18 protein-coding genes are annotated in these 16,181 nt (G+C 69.9%); 7 read left to right on the top strand and 11 right to left on the bottom strand.

The features are described 5' to 3' along the window. The first annotated feature begins 211 nt into the window (after positions 1-211). Complete coding sequence (serB, locus tag L0P92_RS31770; RefSeq protein ID WP_234766509.1) at positions 212-1,420, top strand: phosphoserine phosphatase SerB; 1,209 nt, start codon at positions 212-214, stop codon at positions 1,418-1,420. A gap of 136 nt (positions 1,421-1,556) precedes the next feature. Here serB and L0P92_RS31775 read toward each other — a convergent pair whose 3' ends face one another. The 4 genes from L0P92_RS31775 to L0P92_RS31785 form a co-directional block, all read right to left on the bottom strand. Beyond that, positions 1,557-2,075, bottom strand: a complete 519-nt coding sequence (locus L0P92_RS31775; RefSeq protein WP_234766510.1) for a SixA phosphatase family protein — start codon at positions 2,073-2,075, stop codon at positions 1,557-1,559. A gap of 65 nt (positions 2,076-2,140) precedes the next feature. Then, positions 2,141-2,347 (bottom strand): hypothetical protein, encoded by a 207-nt coding sequence (locus L0P92_RS31780; RefSeq protein ID WP_234766511.1) that lies wholly within the window; start codon positions 2,345-2,347, stop codon positions 2,141-2,143. 188 nt (positions 2,348-2,535) lie between these two features. Then, a complete protein-coding gene (locus tag L0P92_RS45305; RefSeq protein ID WP_273634127.1) occupies positions 2,536-2,652 on the bottom strand; it encodes an SGM_5486 family transporter-associated protein in 117 nt (38 codons plus the stop codon). A 65-nt stretch (positions 2,653-2,717) separates the two neighbouring features. After that, positions 2,718-4,037, bottom strand: coding sequence for a CynX/NimT family MFS transporter (locus L0P92_RS31785; protein ID WP_234766512.1), 1,320 nt, complete (start codon positions 4,035-4,037; stop codon positions 2,718-2,720). 148 nt (positions 4,038-4,185) lie between these two features. On the opposite strand from L0P92_RS31785, the gene L0P92_RS31790 reads away from it, so the two are divergent. Continuing rightward, a complete protein-coding gene (locus L0P92_RS31790) occupies positions 4,186-4,878 on the top strand; it encodes a FadR/GntR family transcriptional regulator (RefSeq protein ID WP_234766513.1) in 693 nt (230 codons plus the stop codon). On the opposite strand, the gene L0P92_RS31795 is transcribed toward L0P92_RS31790, so the two are convergent. From L0P92_RS31795 to fabG, 3 genes are all read right to left on the bottom strand, one after another. Beyond that, positions 4,856-5,212 (bottom strand): hypothetical protein, encoded by a 357-nt coding sequence (locus L0P92_RS31795; protein ID WP_234766514.1) that lies wholly within the window; start codon positions 5,210-5,212, stop codon positions 4,856-4,858. The genes L0P92_RS31790 and L0P92_RS31795 overlap by 23 nt on opposite strands. 163 nt (positions 5,213-5,375) lie before the next feature. Further along, positions 5,376-6,152, bottom strand: coding sequence for an enoyl-ACP reductase FabI (gene fabI / locus L0P92_RS31800; RefSeq protein ID WP_234766515.1), 777 nt, complete (start codon positions 6,150-6,152; stop codon positions 5,376-5,378). Between the two features lie 5 nt (positions 6,153-6,157). Further along, entirely contained in the window at positions 6,158-6,862 is a 705-nt protein-coding gene (fabG, locus tag L0P92_RS31805; protein ID WP_062725711.1) for a 3-oxoacyl-[acyl-carrier-protein] reductase, read from the bottom strand. A gap of 240 nt (positions 6,863-7,102) precedes the next feature. On the opposite strand from fabG, the gene L0P92_RS31810 reads away from it, so the two are divergent. The 3 genes from L0P92_RS31810 (at position 7,103) to tyrS (ending at position 11,353) form a co-directional block, all read left to right on the top strand. Further along, positions 7,103-8,626, top strand: a complete 1,524-nt coding sequence (locus L0P92_RS31810) for a TldD/PmbA family protein (protein ID WP_234766516.1) — start codon at positions 7,103-7,105, stop codon at positions 8,624-8,626. Continuing rightward, positions 8,623-10,017, top strand: a complete 1,395-nt coding sequence (locus tag L0P92_RS31815) for a metallopeptidase TldD-related protein (protein ID WP_234766517.1) — start codon at positions 8,623-8,625, stop codon at positions 10,015-10,017. The genes L0P92_RS31810 and L0P92_RS31815 overlap by 4 nt, the downstream gene beginning before the upstream one ends. A gap of 67 nt (positions 10,018-10,084) precedes the next feature. Further along, a complete protein-coding gene (gene tyrS / locus L0P92_RS31820) occupies positions 10,085-11,353 on the top strand; it encodes a tyrosine--tRNA ligase (protein ID WP_234766518.1) in 1,269 nt (422 codons plus the stop codon). A gap of 151 nt (positions 11,354-11,504) precedes the next feature. Here the strand turns inward: tyrS and L0P92_RS31825 are convergent, their stop codons facing one another. Continuing rightward, positions 11,505-11,786, bottom strand: a complete 282-nt coding sequence (locus L0P92_RS31825; protein WP_234766523.1) for a GlsB/YeaQ/YmgE family stress response membrane protein — start codon at positions 11,784-11,786, stop codon at positions 11,505-11,507. Positions 11,787-12,020: 234 nt separating this feature from the next. Here L0P92_RS31825 and L0P92_RS31830 point away from each other — a divergent pair, with 234 nt between their 5' ends. Both L0P92_RS31830 and L0P92_RS45540 read left to right on the top strand, forming a co-directional pair. Next, positions 12,021-12,419: a DUF3099 domain-containing protein gene (locus L0P92_RS31830; protein WP_234766519.1), complete on the top strand. Its 399-nt coding sequence runs from the start codon at positions 12,021-12,023 to the stop codon at positions 12,417-12,419. Between the two features lie 215 nt (positions 12,420-12,634). After that, positions 12,635-12,847, top strand: a complete 213-nt coding sequence (locus tag L0P92_RS45540; protein WP_234766520.1) for a hypothetical protein — start codon at positions 12,635-12,637, stop codon at positions 12,845-12,847. 125 nt (positions 12,848-12,972) lie between these two features. Here L0P92_RS45540 and moaA read toward each other — a convergent pair whose 3' ends face one another. The 3 genes from moaA to L0P92_RS31850 form a co-directional block, all read right to left on the bottom strand. After that, positions 12,973-13,962: a GTP 3',8-cyclase MoaA gene (gene moaA / locus L0P92_RS31840; RefSeq protein WP_234766521.1), complete on the bottom strand. Its 990-nt coding sequence runs from the start codon at positions 13,960-13,962 to the stop codon at positions 12,973-12,975. Between the two features lie 169 nt (positions 13,963-14,131). Continuing rightward, the gene (locus L0P92_RS31845) at positions 14,132-15,760 is read right to left on the bottom strand and encodes a monocarboxylic acid transporter (protein ID WP_234766522.1); all 1,629 of its coding nucleotides are present in this window, start codon (positions 15,758-15,760) and stop codon (positions 14,132-14,134) included. Further along, positions 15,757-16,113 carry a DUF485 domain-containing protein gene (locus tag L0P92_RS31850; protein ID WP_217208614.1) on the bottom strand — a complete coding sequence of 119 codons (357 nt, stop codon included), beginning with the start codon at positions 16,111-16,113 and terminating at the stop codon, positions 15,757-15,759. Before L0P92_RS31850 ends, L0P92_RS31845 begins: the two co-directional genes overlap by 4 nt. Positions 16,114-16,181: the final 68 nt, after the last annotated feature.

Genomic DNA, 16,181 nt, shown 5'->3' on the forward strand with positions numbered 1-16,181 from the left:
CCCCACCGCCGCCTCCGCCCCCTGCTCCCCCGCCGCCGGGGAACCCGAAGGGGCGCTCCTGAGCCGCCAGAGGCGACTCCGAGCCACGAGCGGGAGGCAGCCGTGGCCGTGACGTAAGGCTCACGCCATCCGACCGACACCCAGTGTTCCGTGTCCGTCAGACGGACCTCAGGGGCGGCAGGCACGGGGTGCCGGATACGGTGGAAGCACCATGAGCGCTTCGCAGACCTCCGACATCCCCACCCTTCTCGTCAAGATCTTCGGGAAGGACAGGCCGGGCATCACGGCCGGACTCTTCGACACGCTGGCCGCCTACTCCGTCGACGTGGTCGACATCGAGCAGGTCGTCACCCGTGGCCGGATCACGCTGTGCGCTCTCGTGACGCAGCCTCCGACCGGAATGGAGGGGGACCTCCGGGCGACCGTCCACAGCTGGGCCGAGTCGATGAAGATGCAGGCGGAGATCATCTCCGGCCGCGGCGACAACCGGCCCCGTGGGCTCGGACGGTCCCTGGTGACCGTGCTCGGGCACCCGCTCACCGCGGAGGCGACGGCCGCCATCGCCGCCCGGATCACCAAGTCCGGCGGCAACATCGACCGTATCTTCCGGCTCGCCAAGTACCCCGTGACCGCGGTGGAGTTCGCGGTGTCCGGTGTGGAGACCGAGCCGCTGCGCACCGCCCTGGTGACCGACGCCGCGGCACTGGGTGTCGACATCGCGGTCGTCGCGGCCGGGCTGCACCGGCGCGCCCAGCGCCTGGTCGTCATGGACGTGGACTCGACCCTCATCCAGGACGAGGTGATCGAGCTCTTCGCTGCGCACGCCGGCTGCGAGGACAAGGTGGCCGAGGTGACGGCGGCCGCGATGCGCGGGGAGCTGGACTTCGAGCAGTCGCTGCACGCGCGCGTGGCACTGCTGGAGGGTCTTGACGCCTCGGTGGTGGAGAAGGTGCGCAGCGAGGTGCGGCTGACGCCGGGCGCGCGCACGCTGATCCGTACGCTGAAGCGCCTCGGGTATCAAGTGGGTGTCGTCTCGGGTGGGTTCACGCAGGTCACCGATGACCTCCAGGAGCGGCTCGGGCTCGACTTCGCCCAGGCGAACACGCTGGAGATCGTCGACGGGAAGCTGACCGGCCGGGTCGTCGGCGAGATCGTGGACCGGGCGGGCAAGGCGCGGCTGCTGCGCCGGTTCGCCGCCGAGGCGGGGGTGCCGCTGTCCCAGACGGTGGCGATCGGCGACGGTGCCAACGACCTGGACATGCTGAACGCGGCCGGCCTCGGTGTCGCCTTCAACGCCAAACCGGTGGTGCGGGAGGCCGCGCACACGGCTGTGAACGTGCCGTTCCTGGACACGGTCCTGTATCTGCTGGGTGTCACCCGGGAAGAGGTCGAGACGGCGGACAGCCACGACGAGGCCTGACGAGGTCTGCCGACGGCTGACGAGGTCTGACGGCCGACCGCCTCGGGGCGCGTCGCGACGCATCGGCCGCGTCTTGGGCCCTACGTGCACAGGGGCCCGGCACCGTGACGGTGCCGGGCCCCTTCGCGTGGGTCGGTCACTCGGAGGGTGCCCAATAGTCGAGCAGCGTGGCCACCCCGGGTTCCAGCGTCTTCCAGCCGCCGCTGAAGGAGAGGACCGCGAAGGCGGCGGCCGGGAAGCCGCGACGGCTCATCCGCTCGCGTGCGTCGCTCTCGGCCGTGCCGGAGAGGATCTCGGCGAGGCCCTGCACGCCCGGGTTGTGGCCGATCAGCAGGACGTTCTGCGCGTCGTCGGGTGTCTCGTTGAGCAGGGCGATCAGCTCGCCGGGCGAGGCCTCGTAGACCCGCTCCTCGTAGATGGTTTTCGGCCGGTGCGGGAACTCGTGGACGGCGAGCTTCCAGGTCTCCCTGGTCCGGGTCGCGGTCGAGCACAGGGCCAGATCGAAGGGGACGTCGGTGTCGGCCAGCCTGCGTCCGGCCTCTGCCGCGTCCTTTCGGCCCCGGTCGGCGAGCGGCCGCTCGTGGTCGTTCACCTGTGGCCAGTCGGCTTTCGCATGCCGGAAGAGGACAATCCTGCGGGGTTCTGCGACGCTCATGAGATCCAGCTTCGCATGAAACACGCCACGGGGCGCAGGGAGTTGACGGGCGGCTTCCGCGGTGCTCAGCGCGTGATCAACTGCTGTATGTACTCGAAGAGCCGTGTGATCGCGGGCTCGGCGGTCGCGGCCTGCGCGTCGGACGGGTTGACGATCAGCGTCAGCAGGGTGATGAACGCGAGCGTCGGCAGGGCGAGGGCCCACCAGGGCAGCCGGATGTCTCCGCGGCCCGTGGACGCCGGGTGGGGCGGGGTGTGGGTGCGGGCCGACATGTCGCCTCCGTGGGTCTTCGAGTGTCCGTGTCCGCCTCTCGCGGTCACACTTCGAAGTTACGGACTTCTCCGCCGTCAACCCATCCGGTGATCCACCCAGTTGACCCTGACACTCGCCCCCTAGGGGATGGTGGTGCTAGCCCCACCATCGGCTTGACGATCTTGTCGGGAAGGGTGGTCGGCCCGTCTCAGGGCGCGGCGACCGTCGCCACGATGGCGATGATCACGAAGATGGCGAAGAAGGCGCCGAAGACGAGCAGCATCTTCTTCTGGCCGTTCTGGGGGTTCGGGTCGAGCACTGGCATGCGGCAAGTCTCGCACCCGTGGTCCGCGGCGGGTGCGCCGGGGTGACGCCAGGGAGCCGTGACGCTCAGCGGGCCGCCTCGTCCTCCACGGTGCGGTTGCGTCCCGCCAGGACACCCACCGCCATCTGCGGGATCATCAGGCCGGCCATGAGGGCGATCGGCAGCCCCCAGCCGCCGCTGTGCTGGTAGAGCACGCCCACCAGGAGCGGGCCGGGGATGGAGATCAGATAGCCGGTGCTCTGCGCGAAGCCCGACAGCTGGGCCACGCCCGCGCTGGTCCTGGCCCGCATGCCGACCATGGTGAGGGCCAGCGGGAACGAGCAGTTGGAGACGCCGAGCAGCAGGGCCCAGGCCCAGGAGCCGGCGACCGGCGCGAGATACAGACCGGCGTACCCCACGAGGCCGCAAGCGCCCAGCGCCAGCACGATCGGGCCCTGGTGGGGCAGCCGGGTGGCGAGGCGCGGGATGACGAAGGCCAGCGGTACGCCCATCACCATGGTGACGGCGAGCAGCAGGCCCGCCGTGCCCGCGTGCACGCCGGCATCACGGAAGATCTGCGCCATCCAGCCCATCGTGATGTAGGCGCCGGTGGCCTGGAGCCCGAAGTAGACGGCGAGGGCCCAGGCGGTGCGGCTCCGGGTGATCCTCAGCTTGGGGGCCTCCACGCGCGCGTGCTTCTCCTGAGCGGAGGCGCCTGGCGCCGCTCCCCCGTCCCGGCCCCGGTCCCGCACGAAGGGGATCCACGGCAGTACGGCCAGCGCCGCGAGGGCCGCCCACACCGCGAGCCCGGTCTGCCAACTGCCGCCGAGCACCTCGGTCATGGGCACCGTGACGGCCGCCGCGGAAGCGGTGCCGAGCGCGAGGGCCATCGAGTACAGGCCGGTCATGGAGCCGACCCGGTCCGGGAACCAGCGCTTGACGATGACCGGCATCAGGACGTTGCTGAGCGCGATGCCCATGAGGGCGAGGGCGCTGGCGGCCAGGAAGCCGGCCGTGCTGCCGACGTACGGGCGCAGGAGCAGACCGGCGGTGATGGCGGCCATGCCGGCGCAGACCACCGCGCCGGGGCCGAAGCGGCGGGCGAGCCGGGGGGCCATGACGCCGAAGAGGGCGAAGCAGAGCGGGGGCACGGAGGTGAGCAGTCCGGCCACGCTGCCGCTCATGCCGAGCCCGTCGCGGACCTCTTCGAGGAGGGCGCCGAGGCTGGTGATGGCGGGGCGGAGGTTCAACGCGGTCAGCACGATGCCGAGCACCACGAGTCGCGTCGTCCACGCGCGCGTGGCGGGCTGTGAGGGGGTCGCAGACTGGGTGGTGCGTGTCCGGGCCGTGCGTATTCGCGTGGACGTCGCCGTCCGGTGTTCCTCGCGTGCCATGAGGCCCATCATAGAATCATGGGATGATTGGTTGTCCACCCGTCGGCCGTCCGCACGTGGGCTGTCCACCCATCGGCTGTCCAGCCATCGGTTGTCCACCGGACAATTGGTCGTCCACCCCCGGGCCACCCGAGCCCGTCCTCCCGTGCGAAGGTGTGCCATGCCCTTGAGCCACCCCCGTCGTTCGGCGCTGTCCGAGCAGGTCATCGCGGCGTTGCGGAACCAGATCACCTCGGGCGAATGGCCCGTCGGCGCCCGCATCCCGACCGAGCCCGAGCTGGTCGAGCAGCTCGGCGTGGCCCGCAACACCGTCCGCGAGGCGGTCCGCGCGCTCGCCCACAACGGCCTGCTGGACATCCGCCAGGGCTCCGGCACGTACGTGGTGGCCACCAGCGAGCTGGCGGGCGTCATGCACCGCCGCTTCGCCGACGCCGACCCCCGGCACATCGCCGAGCTGCGCTCCACGCTGGAGTCGGCCGCAGCGAAGCTGGCCGCCGAGCGGCGCTCGGAGAAGGACCTCAAGCAGCTGGACGCGCTGCTGGTGCGGCGTGAGGAGGCCTGGGAGTCGGGCGACGCGGAGGCGTTCGTGGCGGCCGACGCGACCTTCCACCTGGCGGTGGTGGCGGCCTCCCACAACGACGTGATGACCGCGATGTACGCCGACCTGGGCGAGGTGCTGCGGGACTGGCTGCGCGAGGACGTCGGCCAGGAGCTGACGCCGGAGACCCGCATGGACCACGGGCGGCTGGTGGACGCGATCCGCGCGGGCGACGCGACGGCGGCCGCGGTGGAGGCGGCGAGCTATCCGTTCCTGTGCCGTCCGGGGCGGTTCAGCTCTCCGGACGGTGGCTGACCCACACCGAGTCGACCTCTTTCCAGCAGCGTCCGGTCAGCCGCACGGTCTGCGCGGGCTCGGCGTCCACCGAGGAGCTGTCGCTGTCGAGGTCCCACCAGCGGGCGCACTCGACGTGCAGGCTCACGCTGTCGGTCTCCGGATAGGGGTTGTGGCAGTACGCGGTCACATGGGAGCCGGTGATGCGAATCCGGCACGCGGCGCCGAAGAGATCCTCGGGCTCCGACTCCGCTTCCGCGGGGTGCACGCGCGCGTGGGCTATCGCGTCGTACGACAGGGGCAGTACGAGAGCGACGGCGACGGTCGTTGAGGCCAGGCGGCGGGACAAGCGCACAAGGGGACCTCCTCGGCCGTGGTGGGGAGGGGCTCGCGAAGTGAACGCGTACTCCAGAGTGCGCAGTTGTGGGCCCGGCCCGCCCGGCCGGATAGGCCGAACGGGTGACGCCCCGCTCCCCGCGCACTGGCGGGAAACGGGGCGTCGAACGGCGTACGGGAGATCAGGCGCCGATGGCGTGCAGACCGCCGTCCACGTGGACGATCTCGCCGGTGGTCTTCGGGAACCAGTCCGACAGCAGGGCGACGACGCCCTTGCCCGCCGGCTCCGGGTCCTCCAGCTTCCACTCCAGCGGGGAGCGGCTGTCCCACACGGACGCCAGCTCGGCGAAGCCGGGGATGGACTTGGCGGCCATGGAGCCGATCGGACCCGCGGAGATCAGGTTGCAGCGGATGTCGTGCTTGCCGAGGTCACGCGCCATGTAGCGGTTCGTGGCCTCCAGGGCGGCCTTGGCGGGGCCCATCCAGTCGTACTGCGGCCACGCGTACTGCGCGTCGAAGGTGAGGCCGACGACGGAGCCGCCCTCGGTCATCAGCGGCAGCAGGGCCATGGTCAGCGACTTCAGCGAGAAGGCGGAGACGTGCATGGCGGTGGCCACGGACTCGAACGGCGTGTTCAGGAAGTTGCCGCCGAGCGCGTCCTGCGGCGCGAAGCCGATGGAGTGCACGATGCCGTCGAGCTTGTCGCCCAGGTGCTCACGCACCTGGCTCTCCAGGCGGGCGAGGTGCTCGTCGTTGGAGACGTCGAGCTCCAGGACCTTGACCTTCTCCGGCTGGGGGAGCTTCTTGGCAATGCGCTCGGTGAGCGTCGGACGCGGCCAGGCGGTGAGGATGATCTCCGCGCCCTGCTCCTGGGCCAGCTTGGCGGTGTGGAAGGCGATGGAGGACTCCATCAGCACACCGGTGATCAGGATGCGCTTGCCCTCGAGAATTCCGCTCATGGTGATCAGTGACCCATTCCCAGTCCGCCGTCAACGGGAATGACGGCTCCAGTGATGTACGAGGCGTCGTCCGAGGCGAGGAAGCGCACCGCGGCGGCGACCTCCTCCGGCTGCGCGTACCGGCCGAGCGGGACCTGCGACACGATGTTCGCGCGCTGCTCGTCGGTGAGCACCTTGGTCATGTCGGTGTCGACGAAGCCGGGCGCGACGACGTTGAAGGTGAGGTTGCGCGAGCCCAGCTCACGGGCGAGGGAGCGCGCGAAGCCGACCAGGGCGGCCTTGGAGGCGGCGTAGTTGGCCTGACCGGGACCGCCGTACAGACCGACGACCGACGAGATGAGGACCACGCGGCCCTTCTTGGCGCGCAGCATGCCGCGGTTGGCGCGCTTGACGACGCGGAAGGTGCCGGTGAGGTTGGTGTCGATGACCGAGGTGAAGTCCTCCTCGGACATGCGCATCAGGAGCTGGTCCTTGGTGATGCCGGCGTTGGCGACGAGCACCTCGACGGGCCCGTGCGCGTCCTCGATCTCCTTGTAGGCCTGCTCCACCTGCTCGGTGTCGGTGATGTCGCACTTGACGGCCAAGAAGCCGGCCGGCGGCTCACCCGAGCGGTATGTGATGGCGACCTTGTCGCCGGCGTCGGCGAAAGCGCGGGCGATGGCGAGGCCGATGCCCCGGTTGCCTCCGGTGACGAGAACCGAGCGGCTCAACGGATCACCCTTTCGATAGGGGTCTGACACACCCGCCCGAACAGCTGGATGACAGGCGGCTTCTCCGAAAACCTATCGGGCCGGTCCGGTGCGGGGACATTCGGGCACCGACAGTGGCGTACGGGTGTCGCTGTCGGGTCTCTACAGAAAGATGACCGCTCCAGCCGGAAACGTGTGGTCCGTGGCCCCGCCCGCGCGACATGATCGGTGCCGACAGGCCACGACAGCAGGGAGACCTCCGTGCCTCATACGATCGACGAAGCCTTCACGGCGCTTCCCCTACGCGCCCTGGCCGACGCCGCGCTGGCACGCGCGCGTGCGCTGGGCGCCGAGCACGCGGACTTCCGGTTCGAGCGGGTGCGCAGCGCGTCCTGGCGGCTCAGGGACGCCAAGCTCGCCGGGTCGTCGGACACCACCGACCTCGGGTACGCGGTGCGGGTGGTGCACGGCGGGACCTGGGGGTTCGCGTCCGGGGTCGATCTGACGCTGGACGCAGCCGCCAAGGTGGCCTCGCAGGCGGTGGCGATGGCGAAGCTGTCCGCCCAGGTGATCAAGGCCGCCGGGTCCGACGAGCGGGTGGAGCTGGCCGACGAGCCGGTGCACGCCGAGAAGACGTGGATCTCGTCGTACGAGATCGATCCGTTCTCCGTGCCCGACGAGGAGAAGTCGGCGCTGCTGGCGGACTGGAGCGCGCGGCTGCTGGCGGCGGACGGCGTCAATCACGTGGACGCCTCGCTGCTCACCGTCCACGAGAACAAGTTCTACGCCGACACCGCCGGGACCGTGACCACCCAGCAGCGCGTCCGGCTGCACCCGCAGCTGACCGCCGTGTCGGTGGACGAGTCGAGCGGCGAGTTCGACTCCATGCGCACGATCGCGCCGCCCGTCGGCCGGGGCTGGGAGTACCTGACGGGGACCGGCTGGGACTGGGAGAGCGAGCTGGAGCAGATCCCCGGGCTGCTCGCCGAGAAGATGCGGGCGCCGAGCGTTCAGGCGGGGCCGTACGACCTCGTCGTCGACCCGTCCAACCTGTGGCTGACCATCCACGAGTCCATCGGCCACGCCACCGAGCTGGACCGCGCCCTCGGCTACGAGGCCGCCTACGCCGGCACCTCCTTCGCCACCTTCGACCAGCTCGGCAAGCTCCGGTACGGCTCCGACCTGATGAACGTCACCGGTGACCGCACCGCCGAGCACGGTCTGGCGACCATCGGGTACGACGACGAGGGCGTCGAGGGCCAGTCCTGGGACCTGGTGAAGGACGGCACGCTCGTCGGCTACCAGCTGGACCGGCGGATCGCGAGGCTGACCGGGTTCGAGCGGTCCAACGGATGCGCGTTCGCCGACTCCCCCGGCCATGTGCCGGTGCAGCGCATGGCCAATGTGTCGCTGCAGCCGGATCCGGCCGGGATGTCGACCGAGGATCTGATCGGGAGCGTGGACCGCGGGATCTATGTCGTCGGCGACCGGTCCTGGTCGATCGACATGCAGCGCTACAACTTCCAGTTCACCGGGCAGCGGTTCTTCAAGATCGAGAACGGCCGCATCACCGGGCAGCTGCGGGACGTCGCCTACCAGGCGACGACCACGGACTTCTGGGGCTCGATGGCCGCGGTGGGCGGTCCGCAGACGTATGTCCTGGGCGGGGCGTTCAACTGCGGCAAGGCACAGCCCGGGCAGGTCGCGGCCGTGTCGCACGGCTGTCCCTCGGCCCTCTTCAAGGGAGTCAACATTCTCAACACCACGCAGGAGGCCGGTCGATGAGCGCCCGTACGAGCAAGCCGCACGAGATCGTCGAGCGGGCCCTGGAGCTGTCGCGGGCCGACGGGTGTGTCGTCATCGCCGACGAGCAGTCGACCGCCAATCTGCGCTGGGCGGGCAACGCGCTGACCACGAACGGCGTCACGCGCGGGCGGACGCTCACCGTGGTCGCGACCGTCGACGGCAAGGAGGGCACGGCCTCGGGGGTCGTGTCGCGGTCGGCGGTCACGGCGGACGAGCTGGAGCCGCTGGTGCGGGCCGCCGAGGCCGCCGCGCGCGGTGCCGGCCCCGCCGAGGACGCGCAGCCGCTGGTGACGGACGCACCGGCGTCGCCGGACTTCACCGACGCCCCGGCCGAGACGTCGTCCACGGTGTTCGCCGACTTCGCCCCGGCGCTCGGTGAGGCGTTCGCACGCGCGCGTGCGGGCGGGCGGGAGCTGTACGGCTTCGCCAACCACGAGCTGGTGTCGACGTACGTGGGCACGTCCACGGGGCTGCGGCTGCGGCACGACCAGCCCAACGGGACGCTGGAGCTGAACGCCAAGTCCCCGGACCGTACGCGCTCGGCGTGGGCGGGGCGCTCCACGCGGGACTTCAAGGACGTCGACCCGACGGCGCTCGACGCCGAGCTGGCCGTACGCCTCGGCTGGGCCGAGCGGCGCCTGGAGCTGCCCGCGGGGCGTTACGAGACGCTGCTGCCGCCGACCGCCGTGGCCGACCTGCTGATCTACCAGATGTGGTCGGCGTCGGGCCGGGACGCGGTGGAGGGGCGGACGGTGTTCTCCAAGCCCGGCGGCAAGACGCGGGTCGGCGAGAAGCTGAGCGAGCTGCCGCTGACGCTGCGCAGCGACCCGAACGAGCCGGGTCTGGAGTCGGCGCCCTTCGTGATCGCGCACTCCTCGGGCGGCGATCAGTCGGTGTTCGACAACGGGCTGCCGATCGCGGCCACCGAGTGGATGCGCGAGGGCGAGCTGAAGCACCTGACGACCACCCGCCACAGTGCCGGGCTGACCGGTCTGCCGGTCGCGCCGGGCGCCGACAACCTGATCCTGGACGGCGGCGAGGACCGCTCGCTCGAGGAGATGGTCGCGAACACCGGGCGCGGGCTGCTGCTGACCTGCCTGTGGTACATCCGCGAGGTCGACCCGGCGACGCTGCTGCTGACCGGTCTGACCCGGGACGGTGTCTACCTCGTCGAGAACGGTGAGGTGACCGGCGAGGTCAACAACTTCCGGTTCAACGAGTCGCCGGTCGGCCTGCTGGGGCGGGCGACGGAGGCGGGGCGGACGGAGAAGACGCTGCCGCGGGAGTGGAGCGACTGGTTCACCAGAGCGGCGATGCCGGCGCTACGCGTCCCCGATTTCAACATGAGCTCTGTCAGTCAGGGCGTATAACCTCGTAGGCGTTCCCGGTCGGGCTGTCATCCGACTGGCCGAAGATCATTGAGGAGACACGAGAACCGTGACGGACATCGTCGACGAGCTGAAGTGGCGCGGCGTGATCGCCCTGTCCACTGACGAGGACGCATTGCGCAAGGCGCTCGCGGACGGTCCCGTCACGTTCTATTGCGGTTTCGACCCGACCGCGGCCAGCCTGCACGTCGGCCACCTGGTCCAGGTCCTCACCATGCGCCGCCTCCAGCAGGCGGGCCTGCGCCCGCTGGCGCTGGTCGGCGGCGCCACGGGCCAGATCGGCGACCCGCGCCCGACGGCCGAGCGCACGCTGAACGATCCGGAGACGGTCGCGAACTGGGTGAACCGCCTGCGCGCGCAGATCCAGCCCTTCCTGTCCTTCGAGGGCGACAACGCCGCGGTGATGGTGAACAACCTGGACTGGACGGCCGGCATGTCGGCCATCGAGTTCCTGCGGGACATCGGCAAGCACTTCCGTGTCAACAAGATGCTCACCAAGGACTCGGTCGCCCGTCGGCTGCAGTCCGAGGAGGGCATCAGCTACACGGAGTTCAGCTACCAGCTGCTCCAGGGCATGGACTTCCTCGAGCTGTACCGGCGCCACGGCTGCACGCTCCAGCAGGGCGGCAGCGACCAGTGGGGCAACCTCACGGCGGGTCTGGACCTGATCCACCGGCTGGAGCCGCACGCCCAGGTGCACGCTCTGGCGACGCCGCTGATGACCAAGTCCGACGGCACCAAGTTCGGAAAGACCGAGGGCGGTGCGGTCTGGCTCGACGCGGAGATGACGACGCCGTACGCGTTCTACCAGTTCTGGCTGAACGCGGACGACCGGGACATCTCGACGTACATGCGGATCCTGTCCTTCAAGTCCCGTGCGGAGCTTGAGGAGCTGGAGAAGCAGACGGAGGAGCGTCCGCAGGCGCGGGCCGCGCAGCGGGCTCTCGCCGAGGAGCTGACGACGCTGGTGCACGGGGCCGAGCAGACGGCCGCCGTGATCGCCGCGTCCCGGGCGCTTTTCGGGCAGGGTGAGCTGGCGGAGCTGGATGCGGCGACGCTGGCTGCGGCCCTGTCCGAGGTGCCTCATGTGCAGGTCTCGCAGTTGGGTGCCGTCGTCGACCTTTTCGCCGAGGTCGGGCTGGTGGCCAGCAAGTCGGCTGCGCGGCGGACCGTGAAGGAGGGCGGGGCCTACGTGAACAACGTGAAGGTCGCGACCGAGGACGCGGTGCCCGCGAAGGAGGACCTCCTGCACGGGCGGTGGCTGGTGTTGCGGCGCGGGAAGAAGAACCTGGCGGCCGTCGAGGTCACAGGGGCGTAGCGCTCCGCTTGGGGCGCCGTTTCGGGTTTCGCCGTGGGGGTGCGGAGATCTGCGGGCTGCGGCTTTGTCGTGGTTGCTCGCGCCTCGCGGCGGAGCCGCAAATCGATACAGACACGCGCCCCTGAGGGCGTCCCCTGCACGGCGTCATCAGTTATGCCCGTTCTTGTTTCCTCTTGCCCAGTGTCGACATGTACAGCATGTCCCCGGCGTACACGATGATCACCGCGGCGACCAGCTGGAAGATGTGCCGGCTCCAGTCGATGCCCCTGGTCTCCTCGACGCCGAAGCCGCGGGCGACGGCGTTGCCGACGATGGCGCCGAGCATGCCGAAGATGGTGGTCAGCCAGAGGGGGCTGTGCTGCTTGCCCGGGATGAGTGCCTTCGCGATCAGGCCCAGCACGAACCCGACGATGATCGCCCACAACCAGCCCATGGCTGCCTCCTCGTACGGCTCGGGGTGAGCAGTAGGCCCAGTCTTGGTCCGGTCGGGGTACGCCGCATGTCGGGTACGGCCGTACGCGTTACGGCTCACGGTGTTCCCCCAGGTGGCAGGGGCCCCGGTCTCGTAGGCGGCGGAGGCGAGGCGTACCGTGGGAGGTGTCCCGGCCAGGGTCCCCGACCGGGTGCGGGCGGGGGAGAGTCCGATGCGGGCGGATGGTGGAATGTGATGCGGAAGCTGCACGCCGGCGGCCACAGCGAGGTGTTCCGGATCACCGGAGCCCGGGCGGGCCTCCATGACGATGTGCGGGCGCGACAGCGGCGGTACATCATCTCGATGTCCGTCCGTACGGTGTCGGTGATCCTCGCGGCCACCCTGTGGAACGTCGAACGGCACGTCGCGATCGTGGCGTTGGTCCTCGGGGCGGTCCTGCCGTACATCGCGGTGGTGATCGCCAACGCGGGGCGGGAGAACGCGCCGTCTCTGCCGTCGACGTTCGTGACCGCACATGTGCGGCCGATGATCGCGCCGCCGCGGACGAATGACGGTTTCGCGGAATCGGTCCCGGAAGATGTCGCGGGTGACTCCGCGCCGGGCGCACAAAGCAAACCCCGCGACGGGGCGTGATTTCGCGGACCCTCGCCTTCCGCTGGGCGAGTCCGCGCCAAGCTCAGGAAAAGCTCAGATCAATAGTGTTGTTCCGGTGCCGGGCGACGGGTTACCCGTGACATACTTCGTAGGCGCTCCGCATCCCCCGTCGGAGCGACGGACCGACGCCGGGCAGCTCCCCCCGTGGCTGCTCGGCGTCGCCTTTTGTGTGCGTACCTCTGTGAGACGAACCTGTGAGTGACACGCCTATCTGTTCTGCCAAGGGTTGCCGTGCCGACGCCGTGTGGGTGCTGGCGTGGAACAATCCGAAGATTCATACGCCGGAGCGACGCAAGACGTGGCTAGCGTGCGAGGAACATCGGGAGCATTTGTCGCAGTTCTTGGGTATCCGGGGGTTTTTGAAGGACGTCGTTCTGCTGGCGGAGTGGGAAGCGCGGGAGGTTTGAGCCGCGGCGCCATCGGTCCGGGGTGGTTCGGGTTGCATGGCGTCTGCTTCGCCGTCGTGGCTTGTCGCGCCCCGCGGCGGAGCCGCAGATCGATTACAGCCCCGCGCCCCTCTAGGGGCGCTGCGCTAACCGCCGATCGCTGACATGGGCCGGTCCGGCTGCACGAACGACGGGTCGTCCAGGCCCGCGCCCGCCTTCTTGCCCCACATCGCCAGCCGCCAGATGCGGGCGATCTCCTCGTCGGGGGCGCCCGAGCGCAGGGCCGCGCGCAGGTCGGTCTCCTCGGTGGCGAACAGGCAGGTGCGGACCTGGCCGTCGGCGGTGAGGCGGGTGCGGTCGCAGGCCGAGCAGAACGGGCGCGTGACGGAGGCGATCACACCGACCACATGCGGGCCGCCGTCGACCAGCCAGCGCTCCGCCGGGGCCGAGCCGCGCTTCTCCGCGCCCTCGGGGGTCAGCTCGAAGCGGGTGCGCAGGGAGGTCAGGATGTCCCCGGCGGTGATCATGCCGTCGCGCTTCCAGCCGTGCTGGGCGTCCAGCGGCATCTGCTCGATGAAACGCAGCTCGTAGTCGTGCTCCACGGCCCAGGCGAGCAGGTCGGGGGCCTCGTCGTCGTTCAGGCCGGGCATGAGGACCGAGTTGACCTTGACCGGGGTCAGGCCCGCGTCGCGGGCGGCGTGCAGGCCCTCGATGACGTCCTTGTGGCGGTCGCGGCGGGTGAGGGTCTTGAAGACGTCCGGGCGCAGGGTGTCCAGGGAGACGTTGACCCGGTCAAGGCCGGCCGCCTTCAGAGCGGCCGCGGTGCGGCCCAGGCCGATGCCGTTCGTCGTCAGGGACATCTGGGGGCGCGGTTCGAGGGCCGCGACCCGCTCCACTATGCCGACCAGTCCGGGGCGCAGCAGGGGCTCGCCGCCGGTGAAGCGGACCTCCTCGATGCCCAGGGAGGTCACCGCGATGTAGATCAGACGGACGATCTCGTCATCGTTGAGCAGGTCGGGCTTGGCCAGCCACTGCAGGCCCTCCTCGGGCATGCAGTACGTACACCGCAGATTGCAGCGGTCGGTCAGCGAGACCCTCAGGTCGGTGGCCACACGGCCGTAGGTGTCGATGAGCACTGGGCCCCCTCCCTCGTCACGACCAGATTCAACTTCCGTCTCCTGCGAGCCTACGTGACGGCACTGACAGTGACACAGGCCCGATCCCACCACGTAAGACGCGGCCGCGTCGTAGAGACCTACGACGCGGCCGCTCAGGGGTCGTGCTCGGGCGGTGCTCAGGCCGTGCTCAGTGGGCTCCGGTGCCGGTCAGGGACCGGACCTCCAGCTCCGCGTACTTCCCGGCGTCGGGCTCTTCCTTGGACAGGACCGTGCCGAGCCAGCCCATGAGGAAGCCGAACGGGATGGAGATGATGCCCGGGTTCTTCAGCGGGAACCAGGCGAAGTCGACGTCCGGGAACATCGCCTTCGGGTCGCCGGAGACGACCGGCGAGAACAGCACCAGGCCGACGGCGACGATCAGACCGCCGTAGATCGACCACAGGGCGCCCTGGGTGGTGAACCGCTTCCAGAACAGGCTGTAGAGGATCGTCGGCAGGTTGGCGGAGGCCGCGACCGCGAAGGCCAGGGCGACCAGGCCGGCGACGTTGAGGTCGCGGGCGAGGGCGCCGAGGAGGATGGAGACGGCGCCGATGCCGATGGTGGCGAGGCGGGCGGCCCTGACCTCCTCCTTCTCGGTGGCCTGGCCCTTCCTGATGACGTTCGCGTAGATGTCGTGGGCGAACGAGGAGGACGAGGCCAGAGTGAGGCCGGCGACCACCGCGAGGATGGTCGCGAAGGCCACCGCCGAGATGGTGGCGAGCAGGATCGCGCCCCAGGCAGAGTCCACGCCGCCCAGATGCAGGGCGAGCAGTGGCGCCGCGGTGTTGCCGGACGGGTTGGAGGCGATGATCTCGTCCTGGGAGATCAGCGCGGCGGCGCCGAAGCCGAGGGCGATGGTCATCAGGTAGAAGCCGCCGATGATGCCGATCGCCCAGTTCACGGACTTACGGGCGGCCTTGGCGTTGGGCACCGTGTAGAAGCGGATCAGGATGTGCGGCAGGCCGGCGGTGCCGAGGACCAGGGCGATGCCGAGGGAGATGAAGTCCAGCTTGGAGGTGCCGGTGGCGCCGTACTGCAGGCCGGGCTCCAGGAAGGCGGCGCCCTTGCCGCTGTTCTCGGCGGCCTTGCCCAGCAGGTCGGAGATGTTGAAGTTGAACTTCAGCAGCACCAGGAAGGTGATCAGGATGGTGCCGCCGATGAGCAGGACGGCCTTGACCATCTGGACCCAGGTCGTGCCCTTCATGCCGCCGATGGAGACGTACACGATCATCAGGACGCCGACGAGGCCGACGATGAGGATCTTGCCCGCGTCGGAGGTGATGCCGAGCAGCAGCGAGACCAGGACGCCCGCGCCCGCCATCTGGGCCAGCAGGTAGAAGATCGACACGACGATCGTGGAGGTGCCGGCGGCGGTGCGCACGGGGCGCTGGCGCATCCGGTAGGCGAGGACGTCGCCCATCGTGTAGCGGCCGGAGTTCCGAAGCGGCTCGGCCACCAGGAGCAGGGCGACCAGCCAGGCGACGAGGAAGCCGATGGAGTACAGGAAGCCGTCGTAGCCGAAGAGGGCGATGGCGCCCGCGATGCCGAGGAAGGACGCGGCGGACATGTAGTCGCCGGAGACGGCGAGGCCGTTCTGGAAGGCGCTGAAGGACCGGCCGCCCGCGTAGAAGTCGGCGGCGTCCTTGGTCTGGCGGCCCGCCCAGACGGTGATGAACAGGGTCGCGACCACGAAGAGCGCGAACAGGGTGATGATCAGCGGCCGGTGCTCGCTGGCCTCGTTGGCGGCGAGCTGCACCTGGGTCATCGCGGGGCTCATGCGCCGCCCTCCATACGGGTCTTGATGGCCTCGGCCTTGGGGTCGAGCTTCGCGCCGGCGTGGCGCGAGTACCACCAGGCGATGAGGAACGTGGTGATGAACTGGGCGATGCCGAGGACGAACGCGACATTGATGTTGCCGAACAGCTTGGTGCCCATGAAGTCGCCCGCGTAGTTGGAGAGCAGGACGTACAGCAGGTACCAGGCGATGAAGGCGACGGTCAGCGGGAAGGCGAAGGAGCGGTAGGAGCGGCGCAGTTCACCGAACTCCGCACTCTGCTGCACCTCGGTGAACTCCTCGGTGGTGGGGAGTTTGTGTGTCTCTTTCGAGGGGGGCGGTGCGTCGGTTGCCACGGAGTCTCCTCGCGTTGCGGGCGCTGTTGCGACGGTGGACGGGGACGGTTGGGGGGTTGGGGACGGAT

The organism is Streptomyces muensis, from assembly GCF_021474425.1.
Lineage (GTDB): Bacteria > Actinomycetota > Actinomycetes > Streptomycetales > Streptomycetaceae > Streptomyces > Streptomyces muensis.